The following is a 21,866-nucleotide window of genomic DNA, read 5'->3' on the forward strand; positions in this document are numbered from 1 at the left end:
TGTATATGAAGAAGAATTTTACGTTCGTAGCCTTACTACTGGGAAGTTTACTGGCAGGAGGCTGTATGAAGAAAAAAGAAGATGCCAGGATCCCTTTCCTGGATGTCACTAATACTACCGCTTCCGGTATCCGTATGTTTAATTTCGCCAGCGGAGTTTTTGACGGAACGGAAGTAACTATCAGTAATGTACCGTTAACGTCCTACAAAGGACAAAATAACAACACCGGTAGCGGCACGCCCCTGGGGCTGTCGCTTTTCCCATCGGGTATATGGACCAGCGGTGATAATGGTAATCCTTTTTCCGTACCTGCCAGCTTACTGGATAAAGAAGGGAAGGCGCATATTGTGTTTAGTAGCCTGGGTGGCAGTGTGTTGCTGGATACCGTTATTGCAGATGATGTGGTGCATCCTAAAGATTATTATCTGCTGAGAGATAATAGCCTTAAAGTGCTGGAAAGAGACAATATTCCATCTGCCCGCGCAGGTTATTTCAAATTGCGCGTGATCAATTTCGGCAATCCCCTGCCCGGTATTTTAGGCCTCAATGGTCCTGTTTCCTTAACCTATGCCGACGGTAGCCTGGTAGATCCGTTACTCAGCAATATTATGCCCGGCAGCATCGGCTCCTATATAGAGCTGCCATTTGGTGCTTACCAGTTCAAGATGTTCCTTGCCAATGGCAGCGCTGTAGATGTAAGAAAACAACTGGCGGAAAAGCCGTTGTATCCCTATATTAACTCCTGCGATCCCTCAGATATTATACAGCAGGGAATCCTGCCACAGCTGCGTACATTCAAGGCTGGCGGGGTATACAGCATTGTTGTTACAGAGAACTATTACAAAAGCCTTACCTGCGACAAACAGAGTGGCGGAGCCATCGTAAACGGTTACAGGGTAATAACAGAGCTAAGTCCTGCTCCCAACTACGTTTTTGCACGTATGCAGGCGGTGAATGCAATGCCCGGCAAACAGGTAACCATATCGGTGGACGGCCACCCGCTGGGCGGACAACTGGCTTACATAGGGCAAACCAGTCCGGGAAAATTGGTGCAGCCTCCGGGAGATATGTATGTACAGGGCAATCATCATGTACAGGTAACAGATGCATCCGGTAAGGAGCTGGTGAATAAAAATATCACTCTGTATCCGGGAGATCATTATACGATATGGGCCTGTGAACAGCCAGACGGTAGGCCGGGCATTTTGTTTGAAGCCAATGAAATGACAGGCACCCTCTATACCTCCAGCTATCATCCCGATGGCCCGGGAGGCGGCGTTATCCCGGATGATGGCACCAATGGCGGTCCACGGCGTACAAGATATCCCTATGCCTGGGAATCAAGGTTCCTGAACCTCAGCCCGGATCTGCCCTATGCAACCTTCACCAACAGCTATCAGCTCTTTTTGCCCGCTGCCAGAGCCGGTTTTGAGGACACAATGAGGTATACCGCTGCTTATGTGAACCTGCCCTCATGTGTGCAACCGCTCCAGGATGTATCCATGATCTACTCACTGCCCTTCATCGGGCCATTTCAGCCGGACGCTGTTAACGGTAATTCAGAAATCAGCTATTTCCCGCGCCAGATCCGGGTTTACCAATCCGTTTCCGGCCCTGCACCGGAAATACCCGGCGCAGTAATACCGGATATAATACCGCTGGATACCAAACAGGCCTTTATTGCCAATGATAACCTGTATACAGACCCCCGGTTTAAAAACCCGGAAACAGGCGTATACACGGTGGCCGTGGTGGGGAGAACATCCAAAACTGCTCCTGCCGCGGAAAAGGCCAGGATCATTGTCATCAAACATAACAAGTAGTGCATATGAAAAGATATATCTCCATACTCTTCGCAGGCTTATGTATGGCTGCATGGTCAGGGTGCAAGAAATATGAGATCGAACCGCTGGTAAAAGATCCCGCCTACATCCGGGTGTTCAATGATCTTACATCTACCACAGATCTTGCCCACGGACAGCAGGTTACGCCATTCCTTACTTTTTTAATGGACCCGGAAACAGATGCCGCGGGCATCCCTGTAGATGCTGCGGTGGTAGGGGATTTCCTGGGTACCCGGCAACTGTTCAGCTTATCCTATGCCGCCAATGAAGCTAACAGCTCTGTGGGTAATAACACCACCGGCGGGCCGCTGCCTCATCCTGATCCGCCGAACCTTACGCCAATTAAATATGAATATCCGGGCAATGCGCACGTGCTCACTGCCCCGGTGATCAATGGATTTGACCTCTCTGCCTGGGCGCAGGTGCCTTCCGGTAAACACCGCATTATGTTTGTGATCCGGCCGCAGAACGGGATCGTATTCACAGACCTGTCTTCTTCTATCCGCAGCGGTATCCTGCTGGATACTACTATTACCCTGGAAAAAGGAGAAGTATATACGTTGGAAGTAGTGTCCCGCGACCTGGACAATGGCAAATACGGCCTCTATATCAGGAAAGAACAGTTCATTCACCAGCCATTTGATGCAAATAAGCTGTATGTGGGCTTTGTGAACCTGTCAGGCGAAAGAACAGAAGATGCTAAAAACGGTTTCGTGAAGGTGTTCCCGGATAAGATCAAAATAACGGCATCCTACTTTCGCTATAATGACCCCGCATCAGGGTTGGGTGGTAATGTGTTTTATACACCGGTGCCGGGTTATAATAACACTTATTTAACTACCCTCAGCACCAGGATGGATACCACTATATCTTACCACCCGCTGCCTATGCTGCCGCAAAGCGACTTTTTTTTCCAGGGATTACTACGTACATATGTCAACGTTATGACGCCGGAACCTTCGAAGCAGGGAACTTTACCTTACTTCAAATTCCAATACCTGGATGCGGATGTGCCGGCGCCCGATGCGTCAACCGGAAGCGTGTTTTTAACGAACTGTTCTGCAGATCCTGTCGTGTATAACAACTATAATCCCCTCACTACAAGTGTCAGGAGTTATGCGCCTAATCTGAACCTGGTGGTAAACAACAAGGGCGCTTACCATGTATATCCCACTGTGAACATTATGGAGATCGTTTATGACCGTGTGTTTATGATGCAGATAGCGCGCGGGTTTGAACAATTACCTTAAAACGAATGAACATGAAGCTTAATAAATTATATATCCTGCCCTTACTGCTTTTGATAAGCGCCTGCGTAAAAGAGCCGGTGGATGTGCCGCAGGAGAACGGAGATGACAGGCCGCTCCTCACCATTCTGAAGAACAACTATAACTTCAGTATGTTCTATAACGCTGTGCAACGTACCGGCCTGGATAAAACACTGGAGGGCAAGGGGCCGTTCACCGTGCTGGTGCCGGATAACACTGCATTTACAACCTCCGGGATCACTGCAGACAGTCTCGCTGCTATGGACACTGCTTCGTTGGCAAAGCTGCTGCGTTACCACATCATTCCGGAGCAGATCAGGTATGCCGCGGTACCACAGGCTATTGATTTTCCCTATGAAACGCTGGCCGGACTTCCGGTATATACAGGCGTGCCCATACCCGGGCCCAGGCAATTTCAAAACCTTACTATAAATATACTGCACATCAATGGCGTATCCGTTAGTAAAACTGATATACTGGCAGGTAATGGGGTCATACATGCCCTTAGCCGGGTGCTGCGACTCCCCGCCGCCTCCGTGCAGGATGCGCTGGACAAGGATCCACAATACAGCTATTTTGTGCATGCCCTCAAGGAATTTGGTTTGTGGGACCAGCTGGGAAAACCGGGTGTTTTTACCGTAATGGCGCCGGCTAATCAACTGTTTGATCAATATGGCGTTACGGAAGCAGGGCTGGATCCCGCCCACTACCGGAAGATGATGGTTACTCCCTATATCGTGAACGGACACCGTTTTTTTTCTACAGACTTGCTGGATGCCCCGCTGGATAACGCGCAGCCAGGTATCCTCACACCGGAATTCCTTCAGACAATAAACTGCTATAATCAGACTTTTGGCGTTTGGCCACTTTACTACAAACAGATAACCGACCTCGTAGGACCGCCTTACTGGGGTGACCCATACATCTATGGCCCGGCCGCAAGTTTAGTTAACAGTGATCATCTCACGGGGAATGGTATAGTACACGGCCTGAGTGATCTGCCAATGAGGCCGGACAGCGCAAGAATAAATCCTTAAACAATCGGAAAAAACACGATGAAATATCTATCTACTCCCATAAAACGATCGCTGGCATTACTGGCCTGCAGTGCTGTTGTTATGTTACATGCCTGCCTCAAAGCTTCTGATGCACCGGTAACACCGGCCAGTTCCCTTCCATTTAAGGGAGCAGACCTCGCAGGCACCCTGGCGCAGGAAAGTTCCCTGCAGTTGTTTAACCGCGCTTTCAAACGTGCTTCAATGGAGCAGGACATAAATAACGGAGCAGGCTATACGATCTTCGCACCTACTGATGCTGCTATGAAAGCAGCCGGCCTTAACGAAGCAACTATCGATAAGATGAATATCGATAGCCTGCGCAGCCTGGTAGGCTACCAGGTGGTTACCGGCGCACTGGACGATCAATCCCTTTCGCAACCGGTAACTGCCACTTATCTGACCACACTTAAAAGAACCCTCGTCACAAAGCCCGGAGGGTTTGCATCTTACCAGTACGCTGCACTATATGTGAAAGAAGGTGATAAGCTGTATTTTAATGGTGTGCCCGTGAAAAAGGAAGGCGACGCAATACCCGCCACCAACGGCTATATTTACCCCGTAAGCGCCCTTGCCATAGAAATTACAACCGGCAACACGCTGCTGGATCTTATCAAGGACGACCCGGATCTTAGCATGTACTATCAGGCGCTGTTACTGGAAGACAGCATACTGTCCGTCAATTACCTGTCGGGGGATATCAGCTTTTTTAACGACAGGACCCAGACCGGCATGTATCCTGCTGTTCTGTCGCCCACTAACAAAGCGTTTGAAGATGCTGGTTTTCATACCCTGGATGATCTGAGGACTTATGCTACCAGCAGCTATGTAGGGTTTGATCCCAACGGCTTTGTAACCTTCTATTTTTCGCCGCTGGACACCGTGCTCAAACGGCATATCATCTTCAACGGGCAGGTAGCAGGTAGTTTCTACTACACCCACAGCACCGTAAGGGTTTTTTATAACGACCTGCTGAATCCTGCATTCAATAATGGTAAGCTGAATACCTATGCAGCAGGTTCAGGCAACATCATTGACGCCGTTGTAAGATATAGCCTGCCACTAAGTTTTTCAGATGTAAACGGAGAAGCCCATGTGAGTTATGGTGGCACTGCGGCGCCTTCCTATCCCTTGCCGCGTAATGCAGCTTACGTAGCAGTGAACGGTTCATTGTTCAAGATCAATAAACTTTTTTATCCCATTGTAAAATAAGCAGCTTATGACTATGGAGAACAGTTTACGCCGGCAGGTGATCTTTATCCTGCTTCTGGCATTGGGGACCGCTGGCTGCGGTAAAGAAGACGCTCCCGGTATGGAAACAGATGGCAGCACGATCAACTTTGTATTGAAAGATAACTTTAGCTTCGGCGTGCTATATGCAGGTTTTAATATGGTCAGCTTGCTGGACACGCTGGCTGCACATGGACCGTATACCGTACTGGCGCCCAATAATGATGCTTTCAGCCTGCAGGGAATCAGCTATCCCACAAACGCATATAGCTTTCAGTTTTTTGCGCCTGATTGGTTCCGGCAGGCAATGCGTTATGCGGTCATCCCGCAAGGCCTTGCCCTGGGAAGCCTTCCCTTGAATACTGTACGGGCATATAAAACCATCAGCGGCGGCAATGTTTATATAAAAACATTGGTAGAAGCGGGAGATACGATAACAATGGTAAACGGTTTCAAACTTGTTAGCCGGGATAATGCGGCTTCAAATGGTTTTATCCAGGTATTGCCCCAGTTACTGAACCCGGAGCTGTATAGCACCTCTGCTTCAGAAGTGCGCAGCGATACCACCACCGCCTTATTTGCCGCCGCCATGCAACGCGCCGGGCTTACAGCATTGCTTTCCGGTAAAGATGAATATACTGTGCTGGCGCCCTCCAACACCGCTTTTATACAGGCTTCCATTAATGGCCTTGACCTCAGCAGCCTGGATGGTATATTAAATGCCGATCCTGCAAAGCTGGCAACCCTGTTGCAATATCATATCATCAGGGGACGGTATTTTGAAGGAGACCTGTACCGTTATGCCAGCGCTTTCCCGGAAGGCATTACCACAATGAACGGTGCTAAACTGATGATTGGAGGTAATCCTTCCCAATTTAAAGGGATCACCTTCCTGGGCGCCGGCAATAACGGGCTACCCGCCGGGATATCAGTGCCTTCCCAGTATTCGCCCGCTTCAAACAATGCTAACATACCCGTTGGCAATGGCGTCATTCACATCATTAACCAGGTGCTTATCCCTTAAATCAGTCCAATATGCAACCTAAACATATACAACGTTTGCTATGCTGCCTGTTCCTGCTGATTGCAATTTCCTGCACCAAAGATGAACCGGTATATACCAACAACCCCGGGGCCTCCCTGTTTGAGACAATACTTGGAAAGAAAGAGCTTAGCCTGTACCAGGCGGCCCTCAAACGGGCAGGTATGCTGGATGCCGCTACGTTTGCTAACAGTGGCCCCTATACGGTGTTTGCGCCGGTGGATTCCGCCTTTATGAATGCAGGTCTTACCCTGGACAGCATTAATAAATACAACCCCGATTCCCTGGCCCTGGTGCTTAAATACGGTATGCTTTATGGCCGCATCAGCAGCAGCACGCTCATGGGATTTTATTCGCAGGATATGGTGAGCAGGCATCCTTCGTTAAAACCAAGGCTTAACAAGAACTACTATGGCATTTTCTTTAATGGTATACCCTTGCTGCCTGAAAAGAGCGCTACGCTGGCAGACGGTGTTTTACACGAACTCGCAAGAGTGCCTTTTCCACAATCTGCTAATCTTATGGATTGGATCCGCCGGCAGCCGGAGCTCACCTTCTTTGCTGCAGTGCTGGACCGTACCGGTTATGCATCACAGGTAGCCAATACAGATCCGCTGGGGAAGCTGGTGTTCGCACCGGTAAATGAGGCGTATAAAAAACTGGGATATACTGATCTGGATGCCATTAATAACGCGGACCTCTTTATACTTCAGGCGCCAATGCAGGAAATGGTGCGGAGCCCCCGCCTGTTTACCGCCGATTTTTTAGGAGGATATTCATTTAACTATGATTACTTCTACGTGAACGCTGATGGATTCACCATCACTGCCATTGGCAACATAGCGCCTGTTCACATCATACGCCCGGATATTATGGGTGTCAATGGTGTAATACAGGAGGTGGACCAGGTTATTTTACTTAGATAATAATGATTGAAATGAAACACAACTACATCATAAAATATTTTTTATTCAGCTGCTTCTGTATGCTGCTCTGCTTTACAGGCAGCCGGGTAGCTGCCCAGGAAACCAGCGCAGGCTTACGCGGACAGATCAAAGATGCTTCAGGTCAGCCACTCCCCGGCGCTACTGTTATCGCAGTACATACCGCTTCCGGTACAAAATATGGCACCACTACCAGTAATGACGGCCGTTATAACCTACCCGGCCTGAGGGTAGGAGGGCCTTATGCTGTTGAAGTGAAATTCCTCGGCATGAATACGGAAACCCGTAACATTGCGCAAATCGCCCTGGGTGAGATCATGACGCTCAATTTTGTGCTATCGGACAATACCCGTAACCTGTCTGGCATTACCGTTAAAGGTCAGAAGGCCGGGCCCAAAGCCAGTAATTTTGGTGCAGGCCAGAATATCAGCCGTGACCAGATCCGTAATCAACCTACCATCTCACGGAGCATCACAGATATCACGAAGGCAGTGCCACAAAGCAACAAGGATAACTCTTTTGCAGGCACCTCTTTCCGCTATAACAACGTGACCATCGATGGTGCTGTTAATAACGATGCAATTGGCTTCAGCCCTTCAATTGGCGGTCAAACCGGCGCCTCCGGTATGCCCGGTTCATCTACCCGTACCAATGCTATCTCCCTGGATGCTATCGAAGATATGCAGGTGTATCTGGCGCCCTATGATGTGAAGATCGGTAACTTTACCGGCGGCAGCATCAACGCTGTTAGCCGCTCCGGCAGCAATGAGGTGCATGGTTCTGTATATGTTTATGGCAGGAATGCATCCCTGGTTGGACCAGACCATACAGGTGCTGAGCTTACAAAAAAAATGCCTTCCGGTTTTCACGACTATCAGGCAGGTTTTCGTGTAGGCTTTCCCATTATAAAGGACAAACTGTTCTTCTTTACAAATGAAGAGATCACCCGGCGCCAGGATCCTGTGCAGCAGGTGGCCGGCAGCCCTTCAACGGCCGGTATTCTCAATGCGGAAGATGCACAGGCCATTATCGACTACTCCATAAAGAATTACGGTTTTAATCCCGGCACAGCAGGCCTGTATTATGCTTACTCCAACTCTGAGAAGTTTTTTAATCGCCTGGACTGGAACATTAATGACAGGAATCAGCTGGCTATCCGCAACAATACCATCCGCTCCAAAGCTATCAACATGGAACGTGATCAGTTCGACTTCCGCTTTGGCAGTATTGCTTACCAGCAGTTTAATAACCAGAGCTCCACCGTAGCGGAGTTGAAAACCCGCTTTAGTAACAACTTCTCCAACAGCGCTATGATAGGTTTTACCAGCATCCATGATTATCGAAACCCGCTCAGCGATCCTTCTTTTCCACAGGTACAGATAGTGGGCCGCACTCCCGGCACAACCATCTTCTTCGGCACAGACAGGGAAGCCTCTATTTTTAATCAACGTCAGCGCACCGTCGAAATAACAGATAACCTGGTATGGAACCTGGGCAGGCACACACTAACCCTGGGCACACACAATGAATTATACAAGATCAACTACGGCTTTGTAAATTCATGGAATGGCAGGGTCACTTACCTGGGTATAAACGATTTCCTGAACAACAATCCTGAGCGTGTACAAGGCAGCTACAACTATTTCAATAACAACCGGGATTACATCCTGGCTAATCCCACAGCTGTATTTAATATCAATTTCTACAGCCTCTATCTGCAGGACGAAGTACAGCTCACAGATCGTTTTACTTTTACCAAGGGTATCCGGTTTGACCTGGCAGACGTGCCCACTAAGCAGATCCTGAGCGATAAGACGCGCAATGCTTTCACAGATCCTGCTTTTGGCACTACCTATACCTACACGCCGCTGAACCAGATCACCGGCAATTATCTTGGGAAGATCCAGATATCTCCCAGGATAGGCTTCCGCTTTGATGCCCATGGCGATCAGGCACTGGTGCTGAGAGGCGGCCTGGGTATGTTCACTTCCCGTATTCCATTCGCCTGGCTGGGTTACGCCTTCTATAACAACGGTGATACCTACGGTGCTTACGATCAGAAAACAGATGGCAATCCACCCTATGTATTCCAGGGCAATCCCCTGCAACATCAGCCGGGGCGAGGAATCGGCTATTTCGCCGGTCAGAACGGACAGGTGATCACAGATAAGAATGCCGGTAAAACACAAGTGGACGTAGTAGATAATAACTTCGTAATGCCAAAAGTATTACGCGGCAGCATTGCCATCGACTTTAAAGACAAATACGGATTTAAATATACCCTTGAAGGCATCTACACCAAAACCATCAGGGATGTAATGTTCCGTCAGATCAATCTTACAGACCGTCCTGCCTATGCCGTTTTTGATTCAGCCGTAAATCATCAGTACCAGCCTGTATTCCCCGGGCAGAATGGCCTGAACCCGCAATTTGCCAATGTGTATGAAATGTCTAATACCACGGCCGGCTACCGCTATAGTATCACGGGTCAGATGTCCCGTGCCTTTCAATCCGGCTTCGGTTTTTCCATTGCATACACTTATGGCCAGTCTAAAGATGTGGCCAACGGCATCCGCAACTCCTTTGAATCCAACTGGCAGCTGAACCAGGCACTGAATCCCAACGACCCGCAGCTGGCTTATTCCAACTTTGATATCCGCCATCGTATTGTGGGCAATGTCAGTTACCGCAAGGCATGGAGTGAAACATGGGTAAGCTCCTTTTCACTGTTTGTATCTGCCCAGTCCGGCTCTCCCTTTACCTACGGCTTTGTGAACTATACGCCGCAAAATACGCCACAGCAGATTTCCCTCGCTTATATACCGGCAAAAGGAGAAACCATAAACTTCTTCGCGCCCACCGCAACACAAACCGCCCAGGAGCAGGCAGTTGCTTTTGATGCGTTTATTGACGGTAACAAATATCTCCACTCAAGAAGAGGATCATTCACTGAACGCAATGCAGCCAGAACACCGTGGAATACCAATGCAGACTTCCATTTTGCGCAGGATCTTCATTTGAATGCAGGAATTGATGATGCCTCCAAAATCAAAACCATTACCCTGGGTCTGGATATTATGAACGTCACCAACCTGTTGAATACGAACTGGGGTAAAGCCTATTTTTCTCCCAATACCTATAACTCAACGGCAAGCGTAGGGTTGTTGCCTTATGTACCTGCCAAATCCTCCCAGAGTTATCCGTTATACCAGTTCGTAGACCCAGGGAAGCCATATTCCGTTGATCCATTTGCTTCCAGGTGGCAAATGCAGGTGAGCGCCCGTTACTCATTTTAACAGATCGCGCAGCATAGTGATAAGAGGTGATAAATCAGTTGAGGGGCAATAGAAAAAAGACACCTTTTTTTGAAATGAAATGTCCTCAAAAAGTGTTTAACTTTTTGAGGACATTTCATTTCAAAAAAGAAGCCTCCCTTTTTTAAGTAACTGCTAATTTCTTCAGTCTTCCTCCTTATTATACAGTCTTTGTTCCAGGAAACTGCTATTCCCTTTCATAAAAGCGTCGAGGCATGACCGTGCGAAAGAGGTATCCATGCCATCCATCTGTGTACTGAATTGGGGATTGAGCACATCTTTCTTTTTAAAAAATCCTTTACGTTCCATTTTAGGCCGCATATATCCTATCCCAACACACCCCCACAGGCCTCCTGAAATGCAAAGGGTTTCCTGTTCGCCAAGATTATTCTGCCGGGTTATTTCAAAAAAATAAAACGAATTTTCAGGACTGCTTCCACTCGCTTCGATCTGCTGGTAAAGATCCTCCCAATTGATCTCCTGGTAAAGCCTGATGGCTTCTTCGCTGTTGCAACCTGCATAGGCTACAGGGTAACGGGTAAATGGCGATTGTATTTTTATATCGTACATAAGCGGTTTATTCCGGTAATGTGGGTGAAATTATAGCATTTCCAAATTTATTTGGTAGTGTAGGCAATTTATATTTGTTTTGCCCCATCGTTACAACTAATGGAGAATATTTATAAAAATATTATCAATCGACCTTCTTAGCAGGCATTCCTCCTGCCGGTAGCATTCCGCTGCCATTATCCACCTTATCAGCATGTATTTTCCGACGTCATTGACAGCCATGTCTGTGTACGCGATTTCCAATCATTAACATACTTATCTGTATGATTTTAGAAAACAATCTGGCCTTCGCACAGGGCCTGGACAGGCAAGATCCGTTACATCACCTGAGAGACGAATTCCTTTTCCCGAAGCAGAACGGCACGCCGTTCATTTATATGTGCGGTAATTCGCTCGGATTACAGCCGCGGGCTGCCCGTAGTTATGTTGATCAGCAAATGAACAACTGGGAAAATCTGGCCGTTGAGGGATGGTTTGAAGGGAAAACTCCCTGGATGTACTATCACAAAGAACTCAAGGATCTGATGGCCCGTATCGTTGGCGCCAGTCCCAGGGAAGTATGCCCCATGAACACACTCACGGTAAACCTGCACCTGCTGATGGTAAGCTTCTACCGGCCCACTGCAAACCGGTTTAAGATCATTATGGAAGCCGGCGCTTTTCCTTCCGATCAGTATGCAATGGAAAGCCAGGTCAGGTTCCACGGCTATGATCCGGAAGAAGCCATTATTGAAGTGCGGCCACGTGCAGGTGAGGCAACTTTGCGGACAGAAGATATACTGGCTGCTATTGCCCATCACGGCGATCAGCTTGCACTCGTGTTATTTGGCGGTATAAATTATTTTACGGGCCAGTGGTTCGATATGCCGGCTATCACCAAAGCAGGGCATAGCGCCGGCGCAGTGGTGGGGTTCGACCTGGCGCATGCTGCTGGTAATGTACCACTGCAATTGCACGACTGGGATATTGATTTTGCATGCTGGTGCTCTTATAAATACCAGAACGCAGGCCCTGGAGGAATCAGCGGGATCTTCGTACATGAAAAGCACTTTTCCGATACCTCGCTCCACCGTTTTGCAGGCTGGTGGGGATACCAGGAACAGCAGCGATTTAAAATGGAAAAAGGGTTCATTGCCGAAGCAGGCGCCGATGGCTGGCAGGTAAGCTGCACACAGGTGATACCAATGGCGTTGTATCATGCCTCACTCAAGATCTTTGAAAAAGCCGGTTTCATTGGCCCGCTCCGGGAAAAAAGCACGAAACTAACCGCTTATCTGCATCATCTTATCAATGACGTAAATAAAACGCTGGGCTTTGAACAATACAGGATCATCACCCCGGCGGCCGAAACGGAAAGAGGCGCACAGCTGTCTGTCGTAGCCAGATACAAAGCCAAAGAGATCTTTCACGCGTTAGTAGCCGGCAATGTCCTGGGCGACTGGCGGGAGCCGGATGTAATCAGGCTTAGTCCCGTGCCGCTGTATAACAGTTTTGAAGATGTTTTCCTGGTGGCAGCGCAGCTGCTGACCATAAGTAAAGAACTGATCACGCCAAAACAATAACTACCAGTATGGAAATAACAGCTGAAATTAAAGACAGACTGTCCCTGTTGCAGGAAAAGTATGCCGCGATGGGACAGGACATCACCGCATATCTCGATGGCCTGCTGTATGCCGATTACCTCACTTATTGGGATTATATCCACCTGGATACACTACTGAGCCTCCAGCATCCGAAAACTTCCTATCCGGATGAGGAGATCTTTATCATGTATCATCAAATCACCGAACTCTATTTTAAACTGGCCCTGCATGAATGCAAACAGATAAGCAACCATACCTCACTGACCCCTGCTTTTTTTGCATCCAGGCTTAAAAGGATCAATGCCTATTTCACGGCATTGGTATCGTCTTTCGATATCATGGTAGACGGAATGGACAAAGAACAATTCCTGAAATTCAGGATGTCGCTGCTTCCTGCAAGCGGCTTCCAGTCTGCGCAATACCGTATGATCGAGATTTATTCAACCGAGCTTATTCAACTTGCAACAGCGGGTAAAAGAGACGCATTAAAACATGCCTCACTGGCGGAGCAGTTTGAATACATTTACTGGAAATACGGTGCTTCAGAATTATCTACCGGCAAACAGACGCTTACCCTGCAACAGTTTATTGCAAAATATGCCGGGCAACTTCTGCAGCTGGCGCAAAACAATACAGACCGTAATTTTTCCTCCCTGTACAAAACATTGCAACAACGGGGGGAAGACATGAGCGCTGTGGAAGAAGAACTCAGGAAACTGGACCTGTTCGTAAACGTGGAATGGCCCTTATCGCATTATAAATCCGCCGTAAGATACCTGGAGCGCGACCCGGTAGACATTGCCGCTACAGGCGGCACCAACTGGCAGAAATACCTGCCGCCAAGATTTCAGAAAAGAATTTTTTACCCGTACCTGTGGACGGAAGAACAGGTGGAACAATGGGGGAAATCCTGGGTGATGAACGTATTGAAGACTTACAGGATTTAGCAACCAGGAAGCCCGGTATACGTTCCCTGGTCCGCTACCGGGCTGGTTGCTTAAAATTAAAGCAATATTTATTTATGCTATTGCTTCCGCTTTATACCCCGCCTTTTCTATGGCCTGCTGTATCTGCTCTTTTCCTGCCTTATCTGTAGAAACAACCAATAATTTATCCGGGCTGAGGAGATCTACTTCCCAATTATCCTGTCCTGCTACTTCATTTAATACAGGCGTAACGGCGGCAATGCAACCTGAGCATTTAATGTTTGTTTTGAACTGAACTGTTTCCATGTTTATTTCTTTAAAAGTTAATTATTCTTAGTTTGATGATGTAAAGTTATTGCAGGTACCGGTGTTGTGCCTTATACAATTGCCTGTAACTTTTATATAATTATTCCCAGTCAATTTCCACTGTTACATCGTCTGTTACGGGATAGCTCTGGCAAAGCAGGATAAGCCCCGCTTCCAGGTCCGGCTTCCTGAGCGCGTAATTACCGGTCATGTTCACCTTCCCGGATGTTAGCCTGGCAGCACATCTCCCGCAGGTGCCGGATTTGCAGGAGTAGGGGAGCGGGATTTTTTCTTCCAGGGCAGCAGCCAGGATAGACTTCCCTGGGTGTACTTCCAGCAGGTTGGATTGTTCAAAGAAATGCAGCAGTACCTCCTGCATATTACCTGGTAGGGAATCATGATCGGCCTCCTGCCCCGGCGCAAACCACTCCATGTAAATATTATCGTCCTGCACCTGTTGAGCTTCCAGCATATCTTTATGCATTTTCATCAATTCAGCAGGGCCGCAAAGGAAATAATGAGCGGCATCAATTGCATCTCCCACAATTGATTTTATGAGCTTCCTGGTAACAAGCTTGTTTATTCTTCCTTTAATAACAGCAGGATGTGTAACATCATTATCACCGGGCTGCGAAATAGCATGGTAAACATTCACTCTTCCCTGGTGCCGGGTGGCCCATTTTTCAATTGTCTCCCGGAATATGATTTCTTCTTTTGTGCGACTGGAATAAATAAGCGTAACAGCAGTATGTTGAGACGTATTGATCACCGAACGGGCTATGGAAAATAATGGTGAAATACCACTACCGCCTGCCAGCAATACAACATGATCTTTATGATAAGTTCCCGGCGCCGGCGTAAATGAGCCAAAAGGGCCCGTTACCTGCCAGTGCTGAATCAGGCTGGCATTATCAACAATATAGCTGCTCATTACGCCTCCCTTTATTTTTTTGACGGTAACAGACGGCCTGGCATCTTCACCGGGCAATGAACTGAGGGAATAGGACCGGGTAACAGGAGCACCGTTGATCTCCAATGTAATATTGATGAACTGTCCTGGTTTATACTCAAAAGGATAACCATTTGTATTAAATACTATAGTTACTGCACTACCGGTTTCAGGGATAATTGCTGCAGTGCTCCATATCTGTGAACTCATTCTCCGTACATTTTTTTATTTTCTGTATTACAATTTTGCAGCCTTCAGCCGCAGGCTGTTGCTCACCACGCTCACAGAGCTGAGAGCCATGGCAGCACCGGCTATCATAGGATCCAGCAGGAACCCGTTTACCGGGAATAAAACACCGGCAGCAATGGGAATACCGATAACATTATATATAAAGGCCCAGAAAAGATTCTGTTTAATTGTGCTCACAGTTTTCGTGGAAAGCCGGAGCGCTTTTGGAATGCTGTTAAGATCGGAAGTGATCAGCGTCATTTTTGCAACATCCATGGCTATGTCTGAGCCCTTTCCCATGGCAATGCTTACATCGGCCTGGGCCAGCGCCTGAGAATCGTTAATGCCATCTCCCACCATTGCCACCACTTTACCTGCCTGCTGCAGTTCTTTTACAAAGGCTGCTTTATGAGAAGGCAATACTTCCGCTTTATAGGTTTGTATGCCTACCTCTCTCGCCACGGCTGCAGCAGTATGCTGGTTATCGCCAGTAAGCATATACACTGCAATGCCATCACGCTGCAGGGTATGGATAGCCTGCCTGGAAGTTTCTTTTATTTTATCAGCAATAGCAATAATAGCCAGCAGCTTTTTAGTATCGGCAAAATAAATAACCGTTTTGGCCTCTTCCTGTAAACCGGCAGCCTGGGCGGCCATCCCGCTGTCTGCAACAATATTGTTTTCTTCAAGCAGGCGTTTATTGCCCACAAAATAGGACTGCCCGTTATAAATGCCTGTTACACCTTGCCCGGTAATACTTTCAAAGCCTTTTAATGCAACCGGCCCGGCGCCTGATAAATACCCCGTTACCGCTTCCGCCAGCGGATGTTCGGAATGGTGCTCAAGCGCGTAGAGGATAGATTGCTGAACCTGGCGATCAGTATCCCCGCTATTCCAGATGATGTTGGTAACTACCGGTTTGCCTTCAGTAATGGTACCTGTTTTATCCAAAATGATGGCGTCCACTTTATGTGCAAGCTCCAGACTTTCGGCATCCCTGATAAGAATATTGTTTTCCGCTCCCTTGCCTACACCTACCATAATGGCTGTTGGCGTAGCCAGGCCAAGCGCGCAGGGACAGGCTATAACAAGCACAGTAACGGAAGTCAGCAATGCATGGGTAAATGCGTTATCTCCACCAGATATCATCCAGCAGATAAAGGTCAGGATAGCAATACCAATTACTACGGGAACGAATATTCCCGCGATCCTGTCCACCAGTTTCTGTACCGGGGCTTTACTGCCCTGCGCTTCCTGTACCATTTTGATGATCTGCGCCAGGAGCGTATCAGTACCTACTTTTTCTGCCGTAAAACGGAAGCTGCCTTTCTGGTTGATGGTACCTGCAAATACGCTATCTCCCTCTTTCTTGGCTACAGGCACAGGTTCGCCTGTAATCATGCTTTCATCTACATAAGATTCGCCGGCAGCCAGCTTACCGTCTACAGGGATCTTTTCACCAGGTTTTACCAGCAGCAGATCACCTGCTTTAACGCCTGCAATGGGCACCTCGCTGGTATTCCCGTTGGGGCCAACTAACAATACTGTTTTAGGCTGAAGCCCGATGAGTTTTTTTATGGCAGAAGAAGTATTGGATTTGGCCCTTTCTTCCAGCAGTTTACCCAGTGAAATGAAGGCAATCACAACTGCGGCAGCTTCAAAGTAAACATGCGGGTGCAAACCGCGCTGGTGCCAGAACTGTGGGTATATTGTATTAAATGCGCTGAAAAGCCAGGCTATACCGGTACTGAGCGCTACAAGCGTGTCCATATTGGCTTTTCCATGCCTGGCCTGTTTCCAGGCATTCACAAAAAAGCTGCGGCCCAGGATGAACACCACCGGGGTAGCCAATGCCATCATGATCCAGTTACCATAAGGCATATTCATAAAGAACATACCAATGATAACAACCGGCAGGGACAACACAGACGACCAGACCGTTCTCCTTTTGATCTCCTGGTAATGCCTGTGCTGCGCTTCCTCTTTAGCCGCTTCCTGGTTTTCTTTTTCGATCAGCAAATCATAGCCTATGGAGCGGATAGCATTTTGCAGGGCTTCAGGGGTAACGCTTTCATGGTTATATTGTACCCAGGCGGTTTGATTGGCAAAATTAACACCGGCATCTTGTACACCAGGCACCGATTTCAACATCGATTCCACGCTAACGGCACAAGCTGCGCAGGTCATTTCCAGTACAGGAAAGGTTTCTTTTATACTTCCTGTTTTCTTCTTTTTAACAGCAGTTGTTTCCTGCTGTGCTGATATAGCTGCTGACATATTTCCTGATTTTTTACAAAGCTACACCAGGCCTGAGGCAGGGATGTTATACTATTACCTGTGAATTGTATATAATTTTAAGACCGGGGGCCCTGGTCATGGGAAAGGGACAGCTTGGTTTTCCGGATCTCCCTGAAATAGGATGGGTTCAGGCCAGTGGTAGATTTGAACTGCCGCGACAGGTGCGCTGCGCTGCTGAATCCCAGCTTAAATGCAATATCCGCCAGGGTGGCATCGGTATACACCAGCAGTTCCTTTGTTTTCTCAATCCGGTACTCCATGATGTATTTTTCCAGGGTCACATCTTCAGCGGCTGAAAAAATGCTGCTGGCGGTGTTATAATCTTTATTCAGCTTATTTACTACGAGGTCGGAGAAACGGAAATTATCAGGGAAATCATAATTGCCTGAATAAACCTGTTCAATCAATGATTTTATATCGAGAACAAGCCTGGTCTTTTTATCTTCCAGCAGCGTGAACCCAAGGTCCGCCAGTTTTTTACTGAGCATGGCAATATCCGGGGCCGATAAGGCAGACACAGTGGTAACCTCCCCCAGATGGATGCGCGTCACCGGGATGTTAAGCTCCCGGAACACCTCCCTGATGGCCAGAATGCACCTGTCGCAAACCATTCCTTTTATTAAGATCTTATAATTATTCAGCATAAAGCACAGTTATTTGAACTTATACAAAAGTCTGGTAACCCATGGGAGATGCTGTTATACAATTATGGAGAAAATTTACATAATTATCAGCAATGGTGACGGGTGATAAAACGCTTTTCCCGGTATATAATATTGACTAAGTTTACAATTGTATGCAAACAATATCAGACAATACCCTGCTTAATATGCTCAGAAGTGAGGACAGCGCTTCTTTTGAGGTATCTTCTTTTACCGGGAACCCATGGAGACAGTAATGAAGAAAATGGGGGGGGGAACAGGCATACAGCTGCCAACCAGCAATATAAATGCATTCAGCAGGTTAAGAAAATAAAGGCAAGGGAAGAAGGGTGATAAATTTTATGGACCGGTATTAACTGGAAACCACTTTTAAAACCGTTTCATTATGTCTGCAAGAACAAAAATCATTCTTTGTATTGTCTCTGTTGTATTAGCGGGCATTTGCCTTTATCATTTCTTTGGTTGATAAAAACAGTTAAAATGAAAACAGCTCTCAATATCCGGGGATATAAGGGAGATGGTAAGAGCTGCCCTGTTATTCCCGCTCATCTGCCCTGGTATAAGGAAATAGTCTTAACATTTTTCCGTTTAGGCGTATGCCCTCTGTGTATTACTATGAGTGTAGCATATAGTATTGGCGGGATTTTCAGGAGAATGAAAAAAGATGTTGGCGGGGTGGCCGGATGACCACCTTCGCCAACCATGCTTAGAACGGCGCTCCCCTTTAAGGGGAGCGTCTGTTTATAATCATCCTTGTTGTTATCATTAGCGATTTACCGCGCAGTGTCTTCTACAGGATCCGGGTTTGCCGGGTGCTTTGGATCATAAATGGCTACCCCTACCCTGGAATCGGCACAGCCATAATAGAGGTGCCATTTCTTTTTAAACCATACCAGGCCTTCAATAAAAACGGTTCCGCTTGAATACTGGCCCCGTTTCTCGAAAGCTTCCCGGGGCCTGAAAAATGGCAGGTCAAGTCGCGCAATTAATTTGGTGGGGTCGGTTTTGTCAAACAGCATCTGCCCGGCGCTGTATATTCCATCCGGGAAACGTTTATCGCCTTTGGCGGCAATGTTCCTGCCATTGTATAACAAAACGATGCCCTTATCTGTAAGCAGGGCAGGAGGGCCGCATTCGGTCATGTCGCTGTCGAAATAACCTTTGCGTGGAGATGCCAGGATCAGCAGCTCTCCCTTATCGTCCACTAAAGGGCGCCAGTCGGTGAGATTAGTTGAGCTGGCAGCATACACATGCCGCTCGCCCCAATACATAAAATACTGGCCGTTTATCCTGGCAATCACCTGCCTGTTATCCTTCACCTGCGTGAGGATGGATGCCGATTTGGTAGCCATGTCAAAGAATTTCCCGTTATAAGCGTCCTGGAAAACAGGCCCGTGCTTTGTCCAATGCACCAGGTCTTTTGAAGTGGCTGCCGCCAAACGGGGCACCTTGCGGTTCCATTGGGTATACAACATTACGTATGTACCGTCTTCAGTTACTGCTATTCGCGGATCTTCACAACCTCCGGGCCATTCAAATGTTCTTTGCTCATCCTCTGCCGGGAAAAGAACGGGCTCTTTTTTCCGTTTGAAATGTACCCCGTCCTTACTTTCGGCATAGCCGAGGCGGGATGTACGGCTGCCGATCTTTACCCCCGAGTTATCTTCAGCACGGTAAAGGACCACTATTTTGCCCTCTTTAACCGCAGCCCCGGGATTAAAGGTATCGTTGATCTCCCATTTAATTACTGACTTACTCATTGGATCTGTGAACCGGGTAGTAGAGTCGGGCGAGATGATGGGATTCTTCCCGGGCGGTCTTACAAAACCTCCCAGAGCCCAATCCGGCAGGGGAGAGGCAGACTGTGCAAATGTTATTTGAGTGATGAAAAACGACAAACAAAGTATGCTGCTGAAATATCTTTTAATCATAACTGAATCTTTATACTTTTTGAATTAAATGCGGCAGTGGCCAGTGCCGGGATTTTCTGATCAGTAACCTGTATTTTGCGGATACTTGTCGCCGGTAATGGTCCTGTCTATCTGGCTTTGAGGAATTGGCCTCAGCATATGCTTGTCTTTAATATTCGCCCCTGCATCGGGGTTATGTAATTTTACACGCTCTATCAGTTTCTTTGTTCTCACCAAATCCAGCCAGCGGGTTTGTTCACCTACCAACTCGCGTGCGCGTTCGTCAAGGATAAAGTCCAGTGTTACATCAGCCGGCGTAATAGCCATGGCTGCGGCGTTCCCGGTAGGATATGCCGCGCGCCCGCGTACAACATTAATATATTGTGCGGCACTGGCATTATCACCAATATTGAAAGCCGCTTCTGCAGCCAGCAGGTAGGTTTCGGCCAGGCGATAGGCAATCACCGGTCTTACTGATGGATCATTTATACTTGCCCTTTTAGTATCCTGGTATTTGAGCATGGTGGGAAATAACTGCAGGGTGTACTTTCTTGGCGGCACCAGCAGGTAGCGTGTTGAGTTAATCTCAGCATCGCTCACATCCACTCCCGGCATATAAATAGCCGTATCGCCAAGTGCATATTTGGGAACCCCATTTACCTTGGGGATCTTATCGGCAGAATTAGACAGCCATACTGATTGAAATGTTTTGTAATAGCGGGTGTCGTTGGTTTTATCGGCAAAGCAGGTATCGCTCATCCAGCGGGTGGGCTCCACGCGTGCAAACGGCCGTCCGTAGGCCATGGAGCGAACCAGGCCCGGGAAATTCTCATACCCCATTACATAGTGAAAGTTTAATTCGTTGCTGTTGTTGTTATAAGTCAGGTTGGAAGTATGTTGCACACTCCATAATACCTCCTTGCTTGCCTCGTTGCCTTCCGCGTATACGGATGCAAAATCCGGCAGCAGGGCAAGACCCAGGCCTGCGCTATTATCAATCAGGCCTTTCGCGGTGGAATATGCATTCTGAAAATCGTCAGGTTGTTTAGCATCAGAGTATGCCCTGGTGAGGTATACTTTTGCCAGCAGGTGCGATGCTGCCGCCGCGGTAGCCTTACCTGGCAATACGCCGTTTTGCACAGGGCTTGGCGGTAACCCGGCAATGGCATCTTTTAAATCCTGGATAATAAAATTGTAAACATCCGCGAGAGGCGCCCTGGTAGCGCTTGTACTTGGCTCTGTAATAAAATGCGTGTTAAGTGTAACAGGGCCCCAGAAACGGACGAGTACGAAATAGTAATTCGCACGCAGAAATTTTGCTTCAGCAACTTTTTGTTTAACAGTGGCCGGATCAAGGCCTGTCACTACGCTTCCGTTGTCGATGATACCATTGCAATTGTTGATGAAGGTATAGCAGGCATTCCAGATGCCGTTTACCCAGCCGCTGCTGGCGTCGAAGCTGCTTGAATAAATATTGAAATCATTGTTGCCGCCCCCACCGGATTTGAACTCATCGGTACCGGGCACGGTCATGGTCATAAAGTTTTCGGTCCCCCATATATTCCGGTTACCGGCATATGCTGCATCCAGGCCCGACTGAAAGCCCTGTGCGGTATTGAAGTATTGAGGGATCAGCCCTGAATGGGGTTCTTCAATTAATTGTTTGTTACAGCTCAAACTTAAAAAAATGATGGCTGCCAGTGGAATAGATTTATATATGATAGATCTCATCGTGAT

At 47.7% G+C, this 21,866-nt stretch carries 17 protein-coding genes; 10 read left to right on the forward strand and 7 right to left on the reverse strand.

Annotation, left to right across the window (positions count from 1 at the left end):
• Positions 1 to 5: 5 nt before the first annotated feature.
• Genes FN124_RS11930 through FN124_RS11960 form a run of 7 tightly spaced genes read left to right on the forward strand, consistent with a single transcriptional unit; the run spans position 6 to position 10,679 of the window.
• The gene (locus tag FN124_RS11930) at positions 6 to 1,823 is read left to right on the forward strand and encodes a DUF4397 domain-containing protein (RefSeq protein ID WP_142684939.1); all 1,818 of its coding nucleotides are present in this window, start codon (positions 6 to 8) and stop codon (positions 1,821 to 1,823) included.
• A 5-nt stretch (positions 1,824 to 1,828) separates the two neighbouring features.
• A complete protein-coding gene (locus tag FN124_RS11935; protein ID WP_142684940.1) occupies positions 1,829 to 3,094 on the forward strand; it encodes a hypothetical protein in 1,266 nt (421 codons plus the stop codon).
• 11 nt (positions 3,095 to 3,105) lie between these two features.
• Complete coding sequence (locus tag FN124_RS11940; protein ID WP_185937169.1) at positions 3,106 to 4,149, forward strand: fasciclin domain-containing protein; 1,044 nt, start codon at positions 3,106 to 3,108, stop codon at positions 4,147 to 4,149.
• 18 nt (positions 4,150 to 4,167) lie between these two features.
• Positions 4,168 to 5,379 carry a fasciclin domain-containing protein gene (locus FN124_RS11945; protein ID WP_142684942.1) on the forward strand — a complete coding sequence of 404 codons (1,212 nt, stop codon included), beginning with the start codon at positions 4,168 to 4,170 and terminating at the stop codon, positions 5,377 to 5,379.
• Positions 5,380 to 5,386: 7 nt separating this feature from the next.
• Entirely contained in the window at positions 5,387 to 6,421 is a 1,035-nt protein-coding gene (locus tag FN124_RS11950; RefSeq protein ID WP_142684943.1) for a fasciclin domain-containing protein, read from the forward strand.
• An 11-nt stretch (positions 6,422 to 6,432) separates the two neighbouring features.
• Complete coding sequence (locus tag FN124_RS11955; RefSeq protein ID WP_142684944.1) at positions 6,433 to 7,365, forward strand: fasciclin domain-containing protein; 933 nt, start codon at positions 6,433 to 6,435, stop codon at positions 7,363 to 7,365.
• Between the two features lie 11 nt (positions 7,366 to 7,376).
• A complete protein-coding gene (locus FN124_RS11960; protein ID WP_142684945.1) occupies positions 7,377 to 10,679 on the forward strand; it encodes a TonB-dependent receptor in 3,303 nt (1,100 codons plus the stop codon).
• A 162-nt stretch (positions 10,680 to 10,841) separates the two neighbouring features.
• On the opposite strand, the gene FN124_RS11965 is transcribed toward FN124_RS11960, so the two are convergent.
• Complete coding sequence (locus tag FN124_RS11965; protein WP_142684946.1) at positions 10,842 to 11,267, reverse strand: hypothetical protein; 426 nt, start codon at positions 11,265 to 11,267, stop codon at positions 10,842 to 10,844.
• 263 nt (positions 11,268 to 11,530) lie between these two features.
• Between FN124_RS11965 and kynU the strand changes: the two genes are divergently transcribed.
• Together kynU and FN124_RS11975 are read left to right on the forward strand one after the other, a co-directional pair.
• The gene (kynU, locus tag FN124_RS11970; RefSeq protein ID WP_142684947.1) at positions 11,531 to 12,829 is read left to right on the forward strand and encodes a kynureninase; all 1,299 of its coding nucleotides are present in this window, start codon (positions 11,531 to 11,533) and stop codon (positions 12,827 to 12,829) included.
• Between the two features lie 8 nt (positions 12,830 to 12,837).
• Positions 12,838 to 13,797, forward strand: a complete 960-nt coding sequence (locus tag FN124_RS11975; RefSeq protein ID WP_142684948.1) for a tryptophan 2,3-dioxygenase family protein — start codon at positions 12,838 to 12,840, stop codon at positions 13,795 to 13,797.
• A 72-nt stretch (positions 13,798 to 13,869) separates the two neighbouring features.
• Here FN124_RS11975 and FN124_RS11980 read toward each other — a convergent pair whose 3' ends face one another.
• The 4 genes from FN124_RS11980 to FN124_RS11995 all read right to left on the reverse strand — a co-directional run bounded on the left by FN124_RS11980 (position 13,870) and on the right by FN124_RS11995 (position 18,201).
• Positions 13,870 to 14,082, reverse strand: coding sequence for a heavy-metal-associated domain-containing protein (locus tag FN124_RS11980; protein WP_142684949.1), 213 nt, complete (start codon positions 14,080 to 14,082; stop codon positions 13,870 to 13,872).
• A gap of 100 nt (positions 14,083 to 14,182) precedes the next feature.
• Positions 14,183 to 15,241, reverse strand: a complete 1,059-nt coding sequence (locus FN124_RS11985) for a flavin reductase family protein (protein ID WP_142684950.1) — start codon at positions 15,239 to 15,241, stop codon at positions 14,183 to 14,185.
• Between the two features lie 27 nt (positions 15,242 to 15,268).
• Complete coding sequence (locus FN124_RS11990) at positions 15,269 to 17,536, reverse strand: heavy metal translocating P-type ATPase (protein ID WP_142684951.1); 2,268 nt, start codon at positions 17,534 to 17,536, stop codon at positions 15,269 to 15,271.
• A 77-nt stretch (positions 17,537 to 17,613) separates the two neighbouring features.
• Positions 17,614 to 18,201, reverse strand: a complete 588-nt coding sequence (locus FN124_RS11995; RefSeq protein ID WP_142684952.1) for an AraC family transcriptional regulator — start codon at positions 18,199 to 18,201, stop codon at positions 17,614 to 17,616.
• A gap of 498 nt (positions 18,202 to 18,699) precedes the next feature.
• Between FN124_RS11995 and FN124_RS12000 the strand changes: the two genes are divergently transcribed.
• Positions 18,700 to 18,906, forward strand: a complete 207-nt coding sequence (locus FN124_RS12000) for a hypothetical protein (RefSeq protein ID WP_142684953.1) — start codon at positions 18,700 to 18,702, stop codon at positions 18,904 to 18,906.
• A gap of 86 nt (positions 18,907 to 18,992) precedes the next feature.
• Here FN124_RS12000 and FN124_RS12005 read toward each other — a convergent pair whose 3' ends face one another.
• Positions 18,993 to 20,150 carry a beta-1,2-mannosidase gene (locus FN124_RS12005; protein ID WP_142684954.1) on the reverse strand — a complete coding sequence of 386 codons (1,158 nt, stop codon included), beginning with the start codon at positions 20,148 to 20,150 and terminating at the stop codon, positions 18,993 to 18,995.
• A 60-nt stretch (positions 20,151 to 20,210) separates the two neighbouring features.
• Positions 20,211 to 21,860: a RagB/SusD family nutrient uptake outer membrane protein gene (locus FN124_RS12010; RefSeq protein ID WP_142684955.1), complete on the reverse strand. Its 1,650-nt coding sequence runs from the start codon at positions 21,858 to 21,860 to the stop codon at positions 20,211 to 20,213.
• Positions 21,861 to 21,866: the final 6 nt, after the last annotated feature.

This window comes from Chitinophaga polysaccharea, from assembly GCF_902150045.1.
Taxonomy (GTDB): domain Bacteria; phylum Bacteroidota; class Bacteroidia; order Chitinophagales; family Chitinophagaceae; genus Chitinophaga; species Chitinophaga polysaccharea_A.

What these genes read in the sequence shown, in the direction of transcription:
- FN124_RS11930 (WP_142684939.1), top strand. Translation starts at nt 6, where the DNA reads ATGAAGAAGAATTTTACGTTCGTAGCCTTACTACTGGGAAGTTTACTG.
- FN124_RS11935 (WP_142684940.1), top strand. Translation starts at nt 1,829, where the DNA reads ATGAAAAGATATATCTCCATACTCTTCGCAGGCTTATGTATGGCTGCA.
- FN124_RS11940 (WP_185937169.1), top strand. Translation starts at nt 3,106, where the DNA reads ATGAAGCTTAATAAATTATATATCCTGCCCTTACTGCTTTTGATAAGC.
- FN124_RS11945 (WP_142684942.1), top strand. Translation starts at nt 4,168, where the DNA reads ATGAAATATCTATCTACTCCCATAAAACGATCGCTGGCATTACTGGCC.
- FN124_RS11950 (WP_142684943.1), top strand. Translation starts at nt 5,387, where the DNA reads ATGACTATGGAGAACAGTTTACGCCGGCAGGTGATCTTTATCCTGCTT.
- FN124_RS11955 (WP_142684944.1), top strand. Translation starts at nt 6,433, where the DNA reads ATGCAACCTAAACATATACAACGTTTGCTATGCTGCCTGTTCCTGCTG.
- FN124_RS11960 (WP_142684945.1), top strand. Translation starts at nt 7,377, where the DNA reads ATGAAACACAACTACATCATAAAATATTTTTTATTCAGCTGCTTCTGT.
- FN124_RS11965 (WP_142684946.1), bottom strand. Translation starts at nt 11,267, where the DNA reads ATGTACGATATAAAAATACAATCGCCATTTACCCGTTACCCTGTAGCC.
- kynU (WP_142684947.1), top strand. Translation starts at nt 11,531, where the DNA reads ATGATTTTAGAAAACAATCTGGCCTTCGCACAGGGCCTGGACAGGCAA.
- FN124_RS11975 (WP_142684948.1), top strand. Translation starts at nt 12,838, where the DNA reads ATGGAAATAACAGCTGAAATTAAAGACAGACTGTCCCTGTTGCAGGAA.
- FN124_RS11980 (WP_142684949.1), bottom strand. Translation starts at nt 14,082, where the DNA reads ATGGAAACAGTTCAGTTCAAAACAAACATTAAATGCTCAGGTTGCATT.
- FN124_RS11985 (WP_142684950.1), bottom strand. Translation starts at nt 15,241, where the DNA reads ATGAGTTCACAGATATGGAGCACTGCAGCAATTATCCCTGAAACCGGT.
- FN124_RS11990 (WP_142684951.1), bottom strand. Translation starts at nt 17,536, where the DNA reads ATGTCAGCAGCTATATCAGCACAGCAGGAAACAACTGCTGTTAAAAAG.
- FN124_RS11995 (WP_142684952.1), bottom strand. Translation starts at nt 18,201, where the DNA reads ATGCTGAATAATTATAAGATCTTAATAAAAGGAATGGTTTGCGACAGG.
- FN124_RS12000 (WP_142684953.1), top strand. Translation starts at nt 18,700, where the DNA reads ATGAAAACAGCTCTCAATATCCGGGGATATAAGGGAGATGGTAAGAGC.
- FN124_RS12005 (WP_142684954.1), bottom strand. Translation starts at nt 20,150, where the DNA reads ATGATTAAAAGATATTTCAGCAGCATACTTTGTTTGTCGTTTTTCATC.
- FN124_RS12010 (WP_142684955.1), bottom strand. Translation starts at nt 21,860, where the DNA reads ATGAGATCTATCATATATAAATCTATTCCACTGGCAGCCATCATTTTT.